Below are 16,282 nucleotides of genomic sequence, written 5' to 3'. Positions count from 1 at the left end.
CCAAGCCCTTTCGCTTGATATGGGGATTCCAAAGGGCCTCAGGCCCTTTGGCCGCTGGAGGCTCTCATCTCGCTCAAAAAAATCTCCACTTCCTTCATGAACTCGGGCAGCAGGTTCTCCTCGCCGCGAATTTTCCGGATCACTTCGCCCTTGCGGAACACGATGCCCACGCCCCGGCCCCCGGCGATGCCGATGTCGGCCTCGCGCGCCTCGCCGGGTCCGTTGACCACGCAGCCCATGACCGCCACCTTGAAGACCTCGGGCACGTCGCGCAGCCTGCGCTGCACTTCCTCGGCCAGCTCGATGAGCCCGATCTCCGTGCGCCCGCAGGTGGGACAGCTGATGACCTCCGGCCCGCGCTCGCGCAGGCCCAGCGCCCGCAAAATGTCAAAGGCCACGCCGATCTCGGCCACCGGGTCGTGGGTCAAGGACACGCGCAACGTGTCGCCGATGCCCTGATGCAGCAGCACGCCCAGGCCCACGGCGCTCTTCACCGCGCCGGGCAAGAGCGTCCCGGCCTCGGTCACGCCGATGTGCAGCGGATAGTCCACCCGCGCGCTCAAAAGCTGGTAGGCCTCGATGGTGTGCAGCACGCTGGACGACTTGAGCGAAATCTTGATGTCGTGGAAGCCCCGCTTCTCCAGCAGCGCCACATGCCCCAGCGCGCTCTCCACCATTGCCTCCGGCGTCGGCCCGCCGAAACGCGCCAGCAGCGCCTTCTCCACCGAGCCGGAGTTCACCCCGATGCGGATGGGCACGCCGCGCTCGGCCGCCGCGCGCACCACCGCGTCCACCTTGGCCTTGCCGCCGATGTTGCCGGGGTTGATGCGCAGGCCGTCGACGCCCGCCTGAAGCGCCATGAGCGCCAGCCGGTGGTCGAAGTGGATGTCCGCGATGAGCGGCACGGGGGAGCTTTTGCGGATGGCGGCAAGCGCCTTGGCGGCGGCCTCGTCCGGCACCGCCAGACGCACGATCTCGCACCCGGCGCGCGCCAGCTCCGCCACCTGGGCCGAGGCGGAAAGCACGTCGCGCGTGTCCACGTTGGTCATGCTCTGCACGCGGACAGGATTGCCTCCGCCCACGCCCACTGCGCCAACGTTCAGCGTACGGGTATGCTTGCGTGTCAACATAAGCGCGACGACTAGCGCATTTCCCGGCATTCGCCAAGTGCCGCGTGCCCACACAAGCCGAAAGGGCTGCCCCAGGTTCCTCCTGAAACAGCCCTTTCGGCGCAATGTGGGAGGCTGGGGGGCCTCAGGCCCCCCGGCATATCATCTTATTACAGTTGGCCCAGCCGTGCCAAACAGATGGCGGCGGCTTGGGCGACGTTGAGGGAGTCGAAGCTGCGCTTGAGCGGGATGGCGAGGCGCTGCTGGCAGTGTTTGCCCACGCCGTGGCGCACGCCTTTGCCCTCGCCGCCCATGACGAGCACGGCGGGCAGGTGGATGGTGGCGGTGTAAAGGTTGTCGCCTTCGGCATCGGCGCAGAGGATGGACAGCCCGGCGTCGGCGCAGGCGTCCAGCGTCTGGGACAGGTTGGTGACGCGGGCCACGGGCAGGTGGTGGAGCGCACCGGCGCTGGAGCGCATGGCTCCGGCCCCGATGTAGGCCCCGCCGTGCCGCGGCACGATGATCCCGGCCGCGCCCATGGCCCAGGCGGTGCGGGCCATGGCGCCGAGGTTGCCGGGGTCCTGCACCTGGTCAAGGGCGAGGAGCACGGGCAGTGGCGCGTCCTTGACGGTGCTGATGAGCAGGTCAAGCTCGGCGTATTCCACGGCGGCGGTGATGGCCACCACGCCCTGGTGGCTGCCGGAGTAAAGCCGGCGCAGGGTCAGGTCGTCCACGAACTGGACCTTGATGCGGTTCTCGTCGGCCAGGGTGACGATCTCCTGCACCTTGGCGTCGCGCTGGCCTTTGCGCACCAGCACGGTGTCGATGCGCTTGGGCGAGGTTTCGAGCAGTTCGCGCACGGGGTTGCGCCCGGCGGTGATGCTCTTGCCGTCCTCCGGCTCGGCGTCATCGGCACGGGGGCCGGAGCGGGAGTCGGCGCGCGGGGCGGCCTTGGCGAAGGCGGGCCTGCCGGACTTGTCGGACTTGTCGGACTTGTCGTAGCGTGGACGGTCCTGGCGCTGGTCGCGCTCGCCGGACTTGGCCCCGGCGGAGGACCGTGCGGGCCGCACGGGCTTGGGGAAGGCGGCGGGCGCTTCGTTGGGATCGCGCTCGAAGTCGAAATCGATGTCGATGTCGAAGTCGTTGTTCACCTTGCGGGCGGCGTCCTTGGCGGGGCTTTTCGGGGCCGGACGACGGTCGTCACGGCGGTCGTCACGGCGGTCGTCACGGGCGGCGGAGCCCTTCTCGCCGGGCTTGCCCGCCGGCTTGCCGCCGAACTTGGAACCCGGCTTGCCCGTGGGCTTGCCGGGGGCGTAGCCGCTTCCGGCCGGCTTGGGGCCGCCGGAGCGTTTGGGTCCGCCAGATTTTTTGGGGCCGCTGGAGCTCCAGTCGCTGTCCTCGCGCTTGCCCTGTCCGGGGCGTGATTTTCGTGCCGGGCCAGGTTTGCGCGGAGAGCTGGGACGGGAAGGTTTTCTTGAATCTGCCATGGGTTACCTCAGGGGCTCGGACAGGCCGGTCTGGCTTGCCAGAGAGAAAAAACAGGTGTATTGTGTGGTGTCTTTTTGCGTATCCAAAAATCGGCGCACGGGGTTTCTACTTCACGTAAGTGGCCCCAATCTCAGGAGCCTTCTCTCCACCCGCGCCGCCGACCGGAGGAAACCATTCCTATGTCCATAAGCATGCGAAAATTACTGCCCGTGCTGGGCCTCATCGCCCTCACCACGGGCCTATGGTCGTGCTCGACCATGAATAGCGACATCACCGACCCTGTCAAGGCCCAGGGAGCCCAAAATCTCCAGACCAGCTCCCTCCCGCAGCCGACCCTCGCCTCGGCCCAGACCCGCAACCCCGCAAAGCCCATGGCGAAACCCGCCATCCTGGACGAAAACGCCGACCTTGAGCCGGACATGTCCGCCGTGCCTTTGACCCCCGGCCAGACCGGCACCATGCTTGAACCCGAAGTCACCACCCCGCCCATGGCCGAGGAGCTCCAGCTCACCCCGGAGCAGCGCCGCATCCTGAGCGAGAAGTCCGGCCTGGACTTCGACCTCGACCTTTTCGACTCCAAGGAAGTGGAGCGCTATTTCGCCTACTACACCGGCCCTGCGCGCGAGACCTTCGCCCGCTGGCTCAAGCGCGCTGAACGCCATCTTCCCCATGTGCGCGAGTCGCTGGTCAGAAACGGCCTGCCCCAGGACCTGGCCATGCTGCCCTTCGCCGAGTCCGGCTACAACTGCTACGCCTACTCCTGGGCTGGCGCGGGCGGCATGTGGCAGTTCATGCCCTACACCGGGCGCAAGTTCGGCCTCAACGTGGACTGGTGGATCGACGAACGCCGCGACCCCGCCCTGGCCACCGAGGCCGCGGGCAAGTACCTGGCCTTCCTGAACGACATGTTCGGCGACTGGTACCTGGCCCTGGCCGCCTACAACGCGGGCGAGGGCAAGATCTCTCGCGCGCTCGCCGGCACGGACGCCGACGACTTCCTGGAGCTGGTGCACAACAACAACCGCCTCAACCGCCGCGCGCGCCTGAAGCCGGAAACCCAGAACTACGTGCCCAAGTTCATCGCCATCACCAAGATCTTCCAGAACCTGGAGGCCCTGGGCTTCGAGCCCGTGCGCTGGGACACCGCGCCCATGCTTGAGCGCGTGAGCGTGCCCGGCGGAACCGACCTTCTGGCCCTGGCCAAGTCCGGCGGCCTCACCTGGGACGAGTTCCACCTGCTGAACCCGGCCTTCCGCCGCCAGGTCAGCCCCCCGGACCGCACCGTCACCGTGGCCATCCCGGTGGAAAAGAAGGCCCCCATGCTGGCCTACCTGGAGAACCCGGGCATGCGCCCCGTCGAGGGCTTCATCACCCACCAGGTGAAGAAGGGCGAATCCCTGCGGGCGGTGGCCAAACGCTACCAAGTGCCGCAGGAAGTCATCTGCCAGATCAACGGCAACAGTGCCCAGGCCCTTGCTCCCGGCCAGTGCCTCAAGATCCCGGCCAGCAGCACGGGCGAGGCCATGCCCGAGCGCCTGAAAAGGACCCGCGGCATCGCCTCCAGCCGCGCCAACTACGTGGTGGGCAAGAACGACAACGTCTGGTCCATCAGCAAAAAGTACAAGGTCAGCGTGAAGACCCTGCTGGCGGCCAACGGCATCAGCACCTCCAAGGGCGTCAAGCCCGGCATGCGCCTGTCCATCCCCGACTCCTCCGCCAAGGACACCAAGAAGACCAGGGCCCAGGCCGCCAAGGCCCGCGACCAGGTCACCCGCTACACCGTTCGCCAGGGCGACACCCTGTTCAGCGTGTCGCGCAAGTTCGGCGTGGCCCTGAAGGATCTGAAGGACTGGAACAAGATCAAGGGCAGCGACGTGCGCATCGGCGAGAACCTCAAGGTCCGCCAGCGCTAGCCGCGCAGCTACCCGAATCCACGCAAAACGACCGCCCGGCCTTCCGCGCCTGGCGGTCGTTTTCTTTTGCGCCAGGGGCCGATATCGGCCGCGTTTGCGCACGCCGCAAGCGCGCCAGCTCCTACAGGTTGGGCTACAACGGGGAAGCGTCCGAGCAGACGGGCGGAAGGGGCAGGCCGAAGGCAGATGGGCGACTCAGCGGTCGGCGTCAGAGTCGGCAGCGCCACTCTCGGCGCCAGTCTCGGCGTCGGAATTCTCGGCCAGCGGCCCCAGGAACTCCGGCACCCCGGCCTCCGGCAAGGGCGGCGAGAAGTAGAAGCCCTGCACGGCCTCGCAGCCCAGCTCGGCCAGAAGGTCGAGCTGTTCGCGGGTCTCCACGCCCTCGGCCACGACGCCCAGGCGCAGGCTGCGCGCCAGGGCCATGATGGCCCGGGCCAGCTCGCGGCTGTCTGACTCCTCGCGCTGGAGGTCCTGCACAAAGGAGCGGTCGATCTTCAGCACGTCAACGGGGAAGCGCTGCAGATAGGCCAGGGAGGAGTAGCCCGTGCCGAAATCGTCGATGGCCAGGGACACGCCCAGCGCCTTGAGCCTGCGCATGGACGAGAGCGCGGCCTCGGGATCGCCCATGAGGGTGGACTCCGTGAGCTCCAGCTTGAGCCAGGCGGGCGGCAGTCCGCTCTCGCGCAGGACCTGGCGCACGGTCTCCACGATGTCGCGCTGGGTGAACTGGCGGGCCGAGAGGTTCACGGCCAGGGTCATGCTCCGCGCTGCGGGATAGCGCTCCCGCCAGGCGGCCATGGTGGCGCAGGCGCGCCGCAGCACCAGCTCGCCCAAGGGCACGATGAGCCCGGACTCCTCGGCGTGGGGGATGAAGGAGTGCGGCGTGACAAGTCCGCGCGTGGGGCTCTTCCAGCGCACCAGGGCCTCGAAGCCGAGGGTGTGCTCCCCGCTGACGGACATCACCGGCTGGTAGTACACGAGGAACTCGTTGTGCTCGAGCGCCCGGCGCATGTCGGCGTCCAGCGCCAAAAGCTCTCTGGCCCGGCGCAGCATGCCCGGGTGGAACATGCGGATGCGGTCGCGTCCGGTGTCCTTGGCGCGGTGCATGGCCATGTCGGCGTTCTGCAGGATGTCCTCGGCCTTGGGGCTGTCCGCCGTGGGGCCGACCACAACGCCCACGCTGGCCGTGAGGCGCACTTCCTGGCCATCCACGCTGAAGGCCGAGCACAGGCTGTCCAGCGCGCTGCGGATGACCGCCTGGGCCTCCTCGGCCGAGGCGGGCTCCTCCACGATGAGCACGAACTCGTCCCCGCCGAACCGGCAGACCTGGCCCTGCCCGCGCAGGCCGAGCACCAGCCGGCGGGCGGCCTCCACCAGCACGCGGTCGCCAAAGGAGTGGCCCAGGCTGTCGTTCAGCATCTTGAAGCGGTCCAGGTCCACGAAGGCCACGGCGAAAAGCGTGTTGCGGCGCTGGGAATTGGCCAGCAGATGTTGGATGGTCTCCAGGCACAGGGTGCGGTTGGCCAGGCCGGTGAGGGCGTCGTGCTGGGCCTTGAACAGGAGCTGGGCCTCCATCTGCTTGCGCGAGGAGATATCGGCCAGGACCATGATGCCCGCCAGAATGGCGCCATCCGCCGCCCGGATGGGCGCGGCGTTGATCAGCAGCCAGCGTTCCGGGCGGCCCTCGGGCTGGAAACGCACCACCAGGTCGCGGGTGGTCTCCCCGCGCGCAATCGAACGGATCAGCGGACTTTCCGAAGCCGGGATGACTTCGCCGACTTCGCTCGAGAAATGCCAGTCGGGCAGGTGCTCGCCCATGTGCATGCGCTCTAGGTCCACCGGTGTGAGACCCACCATTTCCGCCACGGCATGGTTGGCCACGATTATCCGGCCCGTAGCCGCGTCCGCGATGGCGATGCCCGTCAGTGCCTGCTCCATGGCCGCGCTGAACAGGGCGCGCGTGCTCTCAAGCTCGTCCTGCATGCGCTTGCGCTCGGTGATGTCCTGGCCGAAGGCGCAAATGAACTCCTCCTCGCCGGAGCGCATGTAGAAGGCCTTGATCTCCTTGAGCACGTACCCGCCGGAGCGGGTCATCTGCACCAGCTCAAAGGTGCGCTGGCCGCCGCGCACCTGGCGCAGCAGAACCTGCACGGCCTCCTGGACGTAGCTCGGCGCGATGAAGGACAGGGGCTGCCCCAAAAGGTCGGCGCGCTGGTAGCCCAGGCTCCTGGCCACGGCCTCGTTGACATAGGAGAGCACGCCGTCGGGGCGCACCAGGTAGACTTCCTCCACGCCGGACTCGAGGAAGAACTTGAAGCGCGCCAGTTCGCGGGCGGTCTGGCGGCTCTCGGTGATGTCGCTGAAGACCAGCACCGCCGCGCGGATCTCGCCGTGGGCGTCGCGCACGGGGGCGGCGTTGGCCGAGATCCAACGTTCAGAGCCGTCGGCCAGTTCCAGGCGCAGCTCCACGTTTTCCTTGGTCTCCCCGTAGGCCAGCGCCCGGTCGAGGGGGAGGTCGTCTATGGCCACCGGCGCGCCGTTTGGCAGGAAGACGCGAAACGGGCGGTCCTCAGGCCGGGCGCCAATGGCCATGGCTTCGCTCATGCCCAGCAGCCGCAGGGCCTCGTGGTTCAGAATGGACTGCTCGGTGCCGTTGGGATAGCCCAGCACGATGCCCAGAGGCGACTGGTCGATGGCCGCCAGGAGCATGTCCTGGGTCTTGCGGTGGCGGGTCATCTCGGCCAGGAGGTTCTCGCGCAGGAGGTCGGCCTCGCGGATGCGGACCTCTGCCCAGGAGCGCACGCGCCGCACGCGCAGCACCAGCCACAGCGAAATGGCCAGCAGCGTGGCGCAGGCCGCCAAGGCCAAGCCCCAGGCGGGCACGTGCCATTCCGGCTTGGACCATTTGCGCTCCAACCCGCGCACGTCGTCCTGGCTGATGGCGGCCATGCCCTCGTTCAGGCGGGCCAGGAGCTTGGCGTCTCCACGAAGCACTGCGGCGCGCAATTGCACGCCGGGGAAAGCCCGCACAAGCTCAAAATGCGGCCCCCCGTCCTGCGCGGACAGGTGATAGCGCAGCCCGAGCACCGGCCCGGCCACCACGCGCACCTGCCCAAGGGAGGCGGCCGCGGCCAGCACGTTCAGGTCGGGGAAATATTCCTGCCGCAGATTCGGGTAGGTTGCCGCAAGAAAGGCGGCGGCGGGGTCGCTCTGCACCAGTCCGACAGCTGCGCTCTGGGTCTCCAGCTGTTCCCGCGTCAGCCCATCCCTCCCGCTGACGGCGAAGACGCCGATGCCCATGTCGAGCAGGGGCCGGGTGAAGGCGAAAGTGTCCTCCAGGGTCGCGGTGAAGGGAATGCCCGCCACGGCGTCGGCCTGGCCCGTGGCCACCTGGACCAAGGCGTCTCCGCCCTCGGCCAGGGAGACGCGCACCTCGACCCCGGCCTTTTCGCCCCACAGCCGCCAGTAATCCACCAGGAGTCCTGCGGGCTGGCCGTGCTCGTCACGGAAGCAGTAGGGGGGATTGTCGCCGGGGTGGACCAGGACCAGGGGCCGCCCTTCCCCTCCGGCCCAGGCCGGAGGCGTCCAGGCGAGGATGGCCGCCACCGCCAGCAGGCAGCAGAAAAAAAGCGCGCCAAACAGCCGGGCGCCAGGAAAGCTGACGCGGAGAGCCAGGCCAGGGCCAGGCGGACGCCACGGCCTCCGGGCTCCGGCATCCGCAAGGATGACGGCGGCTGGCCGGAGCCGGAGGGGGGAGCGTGTGGCCGGCCCGGACACAGGCGCTGCTACTTGGCCGCCTTGACCACGTTGGTGGCGGCGTCCTGCAGGAGGTACTGCAGGGTTGTGGCCAACACGCTCTGCGCGGCCTGGACCACGGTGACGCCAAGGTCCTCACGCGAGCCGGAGTAGACGTTCTCGGCGATGAACTGGCCGTCCTTCTCAAGCTTCACGTTCAGGCGCAGGTCGGCCTTCACGGTCAGGCTCGCCGCCCGGTCCACGTTGATCTTATCGAAGGAGCCGGACACGACGTAACCGACAAGCGGCGTGCCGTCCGGCTTTTCGCGGTACTTCACGTCGCAGCCGCGTGCCTTCAGCTCCTCGAACATGGCCCAGCTGACCCACTCGACGGGATCGTTCTCGGCGTAATAGCGCTTGCCGTCGCCCAGGGTGCCGATGGTCAAGGTATCGGCACGCTTGTCCACAAAGGGCAGCACGGTGAAGGTCTGGGCGCAGACCTGCCCGGCCTTGGGCGTGGAGGGCTGGTAGCGCAGCTGCACGACTGTGTTGGAGGCGCAAGCCCCCAGCAGCATGGCCAGGGCGATGACAAGGGCGGGAAGCGCGGTGCGAATATTTTTTCTGCTCATCATGATGACTCCCCCTCGGGACCGGTTCTGCGGTGCGAAAATACGGCGCGGACAGCCAAGCGCCAACGCTTTTTGTAGCCCAAAGCAACACGCTCCGCAAGAGACGGGAACCGCCGTGCGGGCTTGCCTTGCGCAAAATAATGGACTCCGGCGCCGTTCCATGTTCACATGCGGCAAATCACCCGCGGCGGGAGGCTTACGCGCCCGCGCCGGGACCAAGGAGCCCACATGCGCCCCACCAGCCGTCACGCCCTGGCCTTCTGCACCGTGCTCGCCCTGTGGATCATCTGCGCAGCCGCACCCGGCGCCCTGGCCCGCAAGCCCGCGGCCAAGGCCTCCGCCGGTACGGCCTCCGCCCAGCAGCAGCCCAAGGGCGAGAGCGTGGAGCTGTCCGGCCGGGTGGCCGCGGGGCTGGACAAGACCTTCATCAAGGACAGCTCCCAGGGCTACTTCATGGTCCAGGGCGCGGACCTCTCGCGCTTCGCCGGGCGGCACATCCAGGCCAGGGCCGTGATTGTCGGCCAGGAACGCGAGTACCGGGTGGTGCGCCTGCTCGACTACTCCATCAAAAGCCCGGACGACGACTCCCCTGGGGCGACCGCCGGCAAGAAGAAGTGATCCGCGCGGGCGCCAAGACACCTTGCCAACGCCTGGGCAAGTGGTTATTTTCCGCCCTCGACGCACACGGGCCAAGCCCGGCCCGTTCGTCCGGGCCCGCCCGGCCGAGCGCCGCCAAAACAACATAACGCCCCCAGGGCATGAACGGAGTCACCATGAGCAAGACCAAAGAGCCCGCCACCTATCAGCTGGTGTTCATCGGCCCCGGCAAGAAAAAGGAAGACGTCCTCTTCACCTCGCAGAAGCTGCTGGACGTGGAGCTCAAGCGCGAACAGCACATCCGCTCCATCACCTCCGGCTACGTGGAGATCCGCAAGGCCTAGTCCGCAAGACTCCTCGACCATCTTCTCGAGCGTCGACCTTGCATCGACGGCTGCGCCGGGCTATATCAGCCGCATGAATGGCAAGATTTGCCCGGCGCGGGCAGGCTTGGTTATTGCACACCTCCGGTACGGAGGAGCTGCATGACCCACGACACCCCACCCCCTGGGTCACAGGACGGGCGCACGGATTCCTTGCGCTGCGGCGGTTTCACGCTCATCGAGCTCATCACCGTCATCATCGTCCTGGGCATCCTTTCCGCCGTCGCCGCGTCGAGCTGGGGCAACCTGGGCGGGCGGGAGTTGGGCCGCATGTCCGAGATCCGCGCCCAGATCCGCTTCGTGCAGCTCCGCGCCATGAAGAGCGGCACCACGCACGGGTTCAGCTGCGACGGCACCAACTATTGGGCCTTTCGCGGCAGCGACCCCGCGGCCACCACCATGCACCTGGCCCTGCCCGGGGAAACCAGCAAGCTCGTCTCCCTGGCCGGAAAAAGCCTGGGCCTGACCACCGGCACATGGTATTTCGACGGCTTCGGCATCCCCTACAGCGGGGCCACGCCGACCAAGCTCAACACCCCGGCCAGCATCAGCGTCACCGCAGGCGGCACCACCGGCACCCTCACCATCACCCCGGAGACCGGCTATGTCCCGTAAGCGCCGCACACACCACGAGGCCCGGGGTTTCACCCTGCTCGAGGTCATCGTCATCATCACCGTCATGGGCCTTCTGGCCGCGCTGGTGCTGAACCTCATGGGCACGCAGCTCGTGCGCTCCAGCAACCCGGCCACCATCGCCAGGGACGCCGCCGACGCCGAGGCGACCATGGAGGCCGTGGTGGCCAACTTCAACAACAGGGTGAACGACGACACATCCTTCGCGGACCTGGACGGGCTGAAGGCCGACTACGGCAGCAACAGCAACGTGACCATCGTCGACAACAGCGACTGGAACGGCGTGCGCGCCCTGGTGGTCACCACCACGGCGGGGAACACCTCCTACACCACGCTGCTCCCCCAGACGCGCACCGCCGCCGACGACAACAAGGTCGATTTCTAGGGCGCCCCATGCGAAAACAGGCCGGCTTCACCCTCATCGAGCTCATCGCCTGCATCGTCATCCTCGGCGTCATCGGCATCGGCACGGCCACGGTCATCTCGCTTGGGGCTCGCGGCTTCTTCAACGCCAGGAACGCCGACAACGCTGGCGTGAGCGCCCAGATCGCGCTGGAGCGCATCGCCATCGAACTGCGCGACGCCAACGGAGGCCCAGGCGGCGCCATCCAGGTGACGGCCAGCCCGGTGAGCATCAGCTACACAACCAGCAAGACTGAACTGCCCGGCACGCGCACCCTGGCGTTCTCCGGCGGAGCCATCACCCTGACGCCGACCTCGGGCGGCACGGCCTATACCCTTCTCGGCGGGGTCAGCACCTGCGCCATGAGCTCCAGCGGCACGGGCCGGGCCAGCACCCTCACCGTCTCCTTCACCATGACCGACGCACCCGCGGGCGAGGTCTTCCGCATCACCGTGAAGCCGCGCGGCAACACCGCCACGCCCGTCAACTCCTAGGAGCCCGGCATGATCCACCCCAGCACGCCCACGACACCGGACAGCGCCCGCGCCCAGCGCGGCAGCGTGATGGTCTACCTGGCCCTGACCCTGGTTGCCTTCGGCGTGCTGGCCATGGCCGGGGCCAGCCGCTACGGCGCGTCCATCATGGGCGTGAGCGCACCCAACTGCGCAGCCCAGGCCCGCATGATGGCCGAGAGCGGCGTGCGCTACGCCGCGGCCCGCCTGCGCACCGTGGCCGACCAGCCAGCCCTGACCAACATGGTCGCCACGCTGAACGGCATGACCCAAAACGTCGGCAGCGCGGGCTCCTTCACCCTGACCGTCACGGACGCCGGGAGCGGCACGGTCACGGTCTCGGCTGTCGGCACGTCCTGCAGCGGCTCCTCCTACATGCCGGGCACCAACGCCTCGACCACCACCGCGACCTCGGTGAACGTGCCCGCTGTGAGCGGCGGCACCCCCGGCGAGGGCATAAGCTTCACCGATGGCATGGATTCTTTTATCTCCACTTCCGGCTTCAGCGGCGGAGAGGGCGTCTCCGTCGACACCGTCGCCAAAACCATCAGCCTGGGCAACTCGCTGTACGCCAACAGCGCCTCGGTCTGGTACACCGGCAGCAGGGACGTGTGCACCGAGGGCAACTGCACCCTGGGCAACGGCCTGTGCGCCTATTACGAATTCCAGTTCACCTCCGGGTCCACGGGCGACGGCTTCGTCTGGACCATCATGAGCGGCGAGACGAACACCGCCAGAAGCAACGGCGGCGACACCGGCCGGGGCGAGCTCCTGGGCTACGGCGGGCTCGGCTCCTCCGGGCTGGGCATCCTGCCGCCCAAGTTCGGCGTGGAGTTCGACATCTACACAAACAGCGGCACGGGCTCGGTCTGCAGCGTCGGCAACCGCGCCGACGCCAACTCCCGCGACCATGTGGCCCACGTGTTCTGGGGCGCCCAGACCGTGTCCGGCTGCAGCGCCACCTACGACGACAACCGCCACGGCGCGGGAACGGCGGGTTCGACAACGAGCCCCATGAACTCCGAAAACGGCGACGGCAGCGGAGAGGGCTATGACGGCTACTACTACCGAGGCTCAAATTCCTGGATGAAGGGCGGCGGCAAGTTCTACTACCGTTATGAGATGGACCGCTCGACCACGGCCAACAAGGACGGCAGCTACTGCTACCAGATCCGTTCCTGGGTGAAGACCTCCGGCGACAGCTACCCCTCGGGCCTGAACAACTGCACCATCCCCTACACCGGCCCGCCGGACGTCACCAGCGTGGTCAACCTCTCCGCGGACATGCACAGCAAGCTGACCAAGGTCTTCTTCGGCTGGACGGAAGGCACGGGCGGCGCCACCCAGCTGGCCATCCTGAGCAATTTCTCGCTCTACTACAAGGCCGCTCCCACGCTGCCCGTGGTACCCCAGGACTATGTCGCGGGCTGGTCCTTCTACGAGGCCGCAGGCACCACGGCCCACGACATGAACGCCACCAACAACAACTCCGGCACCCTGCAGAACGGCGTGCAGTGGGTGCCGGGCATCAACTGCCCCAACTGCGCGGCGGTGCGCTTCAGCTCCAGCACCGACCGCATCGAGGTCAACGACTCCAACAGCCTTGACCTCACCGCCACGGGCAGCGTCGCCTGCTGGATCAACATCCAAAGCTACTCGAACACGGCCGGGCTGGTGCACAAGGGCGTAAACAACGACTCCAGCGACGAGTCCTACTCCCTGCAGTTCACCACTGGCCGCAAGGTCGCTCTCTACATAAGCCAGGACAGCACGACCTACCGCAGCGTGGAGTCGGCCACGGCCCTGTCGAGCGACGACAAGTGGTACCATGTGGCCGCCACCTGGGACGCCTCGGAAATCAAGATCTACATCAACGGCGTCTTGAGCAACACCGCGACAAACACCGGTTCCATCGCCGCGCAGAACAGCGCCGGGGACCTGCTTCTCGGCGCGCAGTTCAGCAACAGGGTCGGCGGGGGTGGAGGCTGGTGGGGGTTCAACCGCTATCCCTTCGCGGGGCTCATGGATGAAGTGTACCTGTACAACCGCGTCCTCACGGCCACGGAAATCGCCAACATGGCCCTGGGCCATCCCTGATATCTGGAGCGCACCATGCGACACGTAGCCATCCTCGCGGCCCTGGCGATCCTGTTGGCCGCCCCCCCGGCCCTGGCAGTGGGTCCGCAGGCCGCAGCCGCAGGCCAGCCCGAAAACGCCCAATCCGCAACCAACCTCGCCACCGCCGCCAAGGCCGTCATGAACCCTGCGGGCACGGTGGAGTCCTTCAACAAGTCCATGCGCGAAAGCGACCAGCAGAACCAGGCCGCGGTGGACGCCGTGAAGCAGGCTCAGGCCCAGGCAGGAGGCCAGGGCCAGACCGACGGCAAAGCCCCCGCCAAGGGGCCGGCCCAAAAGCCCGGCGGCGGCAAGGTCATCTACGGCGACATCATCATCCACAAATAGCGCGCCCATGCCCCGGAACGACGCCTTCAACACCCTTGGCCTGCCCATCGGCCACGTCAGCATCGGCGACTGCGCCTTCGCCACCCGCCCCATGCTGCTGACAACGGTGCTCGGAAGCTGCGTCTGCGCCACCTTCCACCATCCTGGGCGGCGCGTCGGGGGCATGTTCCACGCCATGCTGCCGGAAGTGAGCATGGCCCGCCCCCACAACCGCCCCTGCACCTTCGCCGACCAGGCCGTGGCCTCCCTGGTGGCGCGCTTCCGCGACAAAGGCATGGACGCCTCGGAACTGGTGGTGAAGCTCTTCGGCGGGGCCAACACCATGATCTCCAACCAGCCCGCGGCCCTGCGCGACATGCTCGACGTGGGCAAAAAGAACGTGGACAGCGCGCGGGCGGCGCTGAAAAGCTTCGGCCTGCGCATCTCGGCCGAGGACACCCTCGGCTCGCGCGGGCGCAAGCTGTTCTTCGCCAGCGCCACGGGCCAGGTCTGGCTGACGCGCCTGACGCCCAACGAGCTGCGCACCCTGCCGCCGGAGGAGCGCCTGTGAGACTCCGGCGCGCGGCACGGCTCTCCGCCCTTGCGGTGGCCGTCGCGCTCATTCTGGCGCTCCAGCCAGCTTCCCCCCCCCGCGCCGCCACGCCCCAAGCCCCGACTCTGGCCGTCAGCGTGCAAGGCCGCCTGCCCCACGACCAGACCGCCTTCACCCAGGGGCTCATCCTGCACCAGGGCGAGTTCGTGGAGAGCACAGGCCTCTACAACGCGTCCACCCTGCGCCGGGTCGACCCGCAAACCGGACGCGCGCGGCACATCACCAGGCTGCCAGGCAGGCTCTTCGCCGAAGGGCTGGCCCTCTGCCCGCCAAGCAAAGGCGCTCCGCCACGGCTGGCGCTGCTCACCTGGCGCGAGGGACGCATCCTGACCTTTGACGCCGCCACCCTGCGCCAGCTTTCCCAACACCCCCTGCGCGGCGAGGGCTGGGGCCTGGCCTCTGACGGCGCGAGGCTCATCCTGAGCGACGGCACCGACGGCTTGCGGCTGCTTGAGCCAAAGGACTATCGGGAAACGGGGCGCGTGCCGGTGCGCGACGGCGAGACCCCCGTGCGCGAACTGAACGAGCTGGAATGGGTGAACGGCTGGCTTTTGGCCAACGTCTGGAACCAGGACCGCATCGCCGTGATCCGCCCGCCGGGAGTCCGCGACCAGGGACAGGTGGCGGCCTGGCTGGACCTCGCGCCGCTGCGCCGGGAGCTTCGCCCCGGGGCGGACAGCGCCAACGGCATCGCCTTCGACCCCGCGAGCGGCACCCTCTACGTCACCGGCAAACGCTGGGACAAGATCTTCGTCCTGGCCCTGCCGCCCCTGCTGGCCCAGCCGCCCCGCTAGCGCCGCCTGCGAAAAATTCCGCCAAAGCGCAATTTCGTACCATACAACCGCCACACCCCCTGGCAGAATGCGGCCATGAACAACCGACTGCTCCCACTCCTGTGCCTGACCGGGGCCGTGCTGCTCTGGGGCACCAGCTTCGTGGCCACGAAGATCGCCCTCACCGGCTTCGCGCCGCTCACCGTGGTCTTCCTGCGCATGGCCCTGGCCTCGCTGGTCATGACGCTGTTCTGGAGCCGCGTGCCCAAGGCCGGACGCGCTCCCGGCGACGCCAGGCTGCTGGCCCTCGTCTGCCTGCTCCAGCCGTGCCTGTACTTCGTGCTGGAAAGCTACGCCATCAAGCTCACCACCTCGGCCCAGGCCGGCATGATCTCGTCGCTGGTGCCGCTCCTCGTTGCCGCCGGAGCCTGGGGCTTCCTGCACGAGGCCATCAGCCCGCGCACCCTCGCAGGCATCGGGCTGTCCCTGGCGGGCGTGGTCTGGCTGTCGCTCACCGGACAGGCCGTCCAGAGCGCGCCCAACCCGGTCCTGGGCAACATCCTCGAACTGCTCGCCATGGGCTGCGCCGCCGGATACATGCTGATGCTCAAGCACCTCTCCAGCCGCTACAACTCCTGGCACCTCACCGGCATCCAGACCTTTGCCGGGGCTCTCTTCTTCCTGCCCGCGGCCTGGCTGGCCTCGCCACAGCCCGTCGCCCTTTCCGCACCACCGGAAGCGTGGACCGCCGTGGCCTACCTCGGCGGCATCGTCACCCTCGGGGCCTTCGGACTCTATAACATGGCCGTGGTGCGGCTGCCCGCCGCACAGGCCGCCGCAGCCATCAACCTCGTGCCGCCCGTGGCCGTGCTCGCAGGGTGGCTCATGCTCGGCGAAAGCCTGGCGCCAGCACAACTCGCCGCCTGCGCCGTCATCCTCACCGGCGTGGCGCTGGGACAGGGCAAGAGCAGGGGAAGAACGGACGATGCCTCCGGCGGCCAAAGGGCCTGAGGCCCTCTGGACTCCCCAGTACGCCGAAAGGGCTGTTTCAG

15 protein-coding genes are annotated in these 16,282 nt (G+C 68.0%); 11 read left to right on the top strand and 4 right to left on the bottom strand.

Translation table 11 applies throughout. The annotated features are described in order from the left end of the window. Nucleotides 1-38: 38 nt before the first annotated feature. Together ispG and rlmB are read right to left on the bottom strand one after the other, a co-directional pair. The gene (gene ispG / locus RDU24_RS14900; protein ID WP_308736571.1) at nucleotides 39-1,130 is read right to left on the bottom strand and encodes a flavodoxin-dependent (E)-4-hydroxy-3-methylbut-2-enyl-diphosphate synthase; all 1,092 of its coding nucleotides are present in this window, start codon (nucleotides 1,128-1,130) and stop codon (nucleotides 39-41) included. 149 nt (nucleotides 1,131-1,279) lie between these two features. Continuing rightward, nucleotides 1,280-2,596: a 23S rRNA (guanosine(2251)-2'-O)-methyltransferase RlmB gene (gene rlmB / locus RDU24_RS14895; RefSeq protein ID WP_308736570.1), complete on the bottom strand. Its 1,317-nt coding sequence runs from the start codon at nucleotides 2,594-2,596 to the stop codon at nucleotides 1,280-1,282. Nucleotides 2,597-2,776: 180 nt separating this feature from the next. Here rlmB and RDU24_RS14890 point away from each other — a divergent pair, with 180 nt between their 5' ends. After that, nucleotides 2,777-4,510, top strand: a complete 1,734-nt coding sequence (locus RDU24_RS14890) for a lytic transglycosylase domain-containing protein (RefSeq protein WP_308736569.1) — start codon at nucleotides 2,777-2,779, stop codon at nucleotides 4,508-4,510. A gap of 195 nt (nucleotides 4,511-4,705) precedes the next feature. Here RDU24_RS14890 and RDU24_RS14885 read toward each other — a convergent pair whose 3' ends face one another. Next, nucleotides 4,706-8,287, bottom strand: a complete 3,582-nt coding sequence (locus RDU24_RS14885; protein ID WP_308736568.1) for an EAL domain-containing protein — start codon at nucleotides 8,285-8,287, stop codon at nucleotides 4,706-4,708. 8 nt (nucleotides 8,288-8,295) lie between these two features. Beyond that, nucleotides 8,296-8,877, bottom strand: a complete 582-nt coding sequence (locus tag RDU24_RS14880; RefSeq protein WP_308736567.1) for a hypothetical protein — start codon at nucleotides 8,875-8,877, stop codon at nucleotides 8,296-8,298. A 225-nt stretch (nucleotides 8,878-9,102) separates the two neighbouring features. Between RDU24_RS14880 and RDU24_RS14875 the strand changes: the two genes are divergently transcribed. The 10 genes from RDU24_RS14875 to RDU24_RS14830 all read left to right on the top strand — a co-directional run bounded on the left by RDU24_RS14875 (nucleotide 9,103) and on the right by RDU24_RS14830 (nucleotide 16,241). Beyond that, nucleotides 9,103-9,492 carry a hypothetical protein gene (locus RDU24_RS14875; RefSeq protein WP_308736566.1) on the top strand — a complete coding sequence of 130 codons (390 nt, stop codon included), beginning with the start codon at nucleotides 9,103-9,105 and terminating at the stop codon, nucleotides 9,490-9,492. 155 nt (nucleotides 9,493-9,647) lie between these two features. After that, a complete protein-coding gene (locus tag RDU24_RS14870) occupies nucleotides 9,648-9,815 on the top strand; it encodes a hypothetical protein (protein WP_308736565.1) in 168 nt (55 codons plus the stop codon). A gap of 141 nt (nucleotides 9,816-9,956) precedes the next feature. Beyond that, nucleotides 9,957-10,469 carry a pilus assembly FimT family protein gene (locus tag RDU24_RS14865; protein WP_308736564.1) on the top strand — a complete coding sequence of 171 codons (513 nt, stop codon included), beginning with the start codon at nucleotides 9,957-9,959 and terminating at the stop codon, nucleotides 10,467-10,469. Next, the gene (locus tag RDU24_RS14860; RefSeq protein WP_308736563.1) at nucleotides 10,459-10,872 is read left to right on the top strand and encodes a type II secretion system protein; all 414 of its coding nucleotides are present in this window, start codon (nucleotides 10,459-10,461) and stop codon (nucleotides 10,870-10,872) included. The genes RDU24_RS14865 and RDU24_RS14860 overlap by 11 nt, the downstream gene beginning before the upstream one ends. A gap of 8 nt (nucleotides 10,873-10,880) precedes the next feature. After that, nucleotides 10,881-11,384 (top strand): type II secretion system protein, encoded by a 504-nt coding sequence (locus RDU24_RS14855; RefSeq protein ID WP_308736562.1) that lies wholly within the window; start codon nucleotides 10,881-10,883, stop codon nucleotides 11,382-11,384. A gap of 9 nt (nucleotides 11,385-11,393) precedes the next feature. Beyond that, the gene (locus RDU24_RS14850; protein ID WP_308736561.1) at nucleotides 11,394-13,499 is read left to right on the top strand and encodes a LamG domain-containing protein; all 2,106 of its coding nucleotides are present in this window, start codon (nucleotides 11,394-11,396) and stop codon (nucleotides 13,497-13,499) included. Between the two features lie 15 nt (nucleotides 13,500-13,514). Beyond that, nucleotides 13,515-13,865, top strand: a complete 351-nt coding sequence (locus tag RDU24_RS14845; RefSeq protein WP_308736560.1) for a hypothetical protein — start codon at nucleotides 13,515-13,517, stop codon at nucleotides 13,863-13,865. Nucleotides 13,866-13,872: 7 nt separating this feature from the next. Then, a complete protein-coding gene (locus tag RDU24_RS14840; RefSeq protein ID WP_308736559.1) occupies nucleotides 13,873-14,415 on the top strand; it encodes a chemotaxis protein CheD in 543 nt (180 codons plus the stop codon). After that, entirely contained in the window at nucleotides 14,412-15,251 is an 840-nt protein-coding gene (locus RDU24_RS14835) for a glutaminyl-peptide cyclotransferase (RefSeq protein ID WP_308736558.1), read from the top strand. The genes RDU24_RS14840 and RDU24_RS14835 overlap by 4 nt, the downstream gene beginning before the upstream one ends. Before the next feature lie 75 nt (nucleotides 15,252-15,326). Continuing rightward, nucleotides 15,327-16,241, top strand: a complete 915-nt coding sequence (locus tag RDU24_RS14830) for a DMT family transporter (RefSeq protein ID WP_308736557.1) — start codon at nucleotides 15,327-15,329, stop codon at nucleotides 16,239-16,241. Nucleotides 16,242-16,282 lie beyond the last annotated feature (41 nt).

The sequence above is a fragment of the Humidesulfovibrio sp. genome (assembly GCF_031082295.1).
Classification (GTDB): Bacteria; Desulfobacterota; Desulfovibrionia; order Desulfovibrionales; family Desulfovibrionaceae; genus Humidesulfovibrio.
This window is presented reverse-complemented; position numbering and strand designations above follow the sequence as displayed.

Excerpts from the sequence above, each read along its gene's own strand:
- ispG (WP_308736571.1), bottom strand. The coding sequence starts at position 1,130 with ATGTTGACACGCAAGCATACCCGTACGCTGAACGTTGGCGCAGTGGGC.
- rlmB (WP_308736570.1), bottom strand. The coding sequence starts at position 2,596 with ATGGCAGATTCAAGAAAACCTTCCCGTCCCAGCTCTCCGCGCAAACCT.
- RDU24_RS14890 (WP_308736569.1), top strand. The coding sequence starts at position 2,777 with ATGTCCATAAGCATGCGAAAATTACTGCCCGTGCTGGGCCTCATCGCC.
- RDU24_RS14880 (WP_308736567.1), bottom strand. The coding sequence starts at position 8,877 with ATGATGAGCAGAAAAAATATTCGCACCGCGCTTCCCGCCCTTGTCATC.
- RDU24_RS14875 (WP_308736566.1), top strand. The coding sequence starts at position 9,103 with ATGCGCCCCACCAGCCGTCACGCCCTGGCCTTCTGCACCGTGCTCGCC.
- RDU24_RS14870 (WP_308736565.1), top strand. The coding sequence starts at position 9,648 with ATGAGCAAGACCAAAGAGCCCGCCACCTATCAGCTGGTGTTCATCGGC.
- RDU24_RS14865 (WP_308736564.1), top strand. The coding sequence starts at position 9,957 with ATGACCCACGACACCCCACCCCCTGGGTCACAGGACGGGCGCACGGAT.
- RDU24_RS14860 (WP_308736563.1), top strand. The coding sequence starts at position 10,459 with ATGTCCCGTAAGCGCCGCACACACCACGAGGCCCGGGGTTTCACCCTG.
- RDU24_RS14855 (WP_308736562.1), top strand. The coding sequence starts at position 10,881 with ATGCGAAAACAGGCCGGCTTCACCCTCATCGAGCTCATCGCCTGCATC.
- RDU24_RS14850 (WP_308736561.1), top strand. The coding sequence starts at position 11,394 with ATGATCCACCCCAGCACGCCCACGACACCGGACAGCGCCCGCGCCCAG.
- RDU24_RS14845 (WP_308736560.1), top strand. The coding sequence starts at position 13,515 with ATGCGACACGTAGCCATCCTCGCGGCCCTGGCGATCCTGTTGGCCGCC.
- RDU24_RS14840 (WP_308736559.1), top strand. The coding sequence starts at position 13,873 with ATGCCCCGGAACGACGCCTTCAACACCCTTGGCCTGCCCATCGGCCAC.
- RDU24_RS14830 (WP_308736557.1), top strand. The coding sequence starts at position 15,327 with ATGAACAACCGACTGCTCCCACTCCTGTGCCTGACCGGGGCCGTGCTG.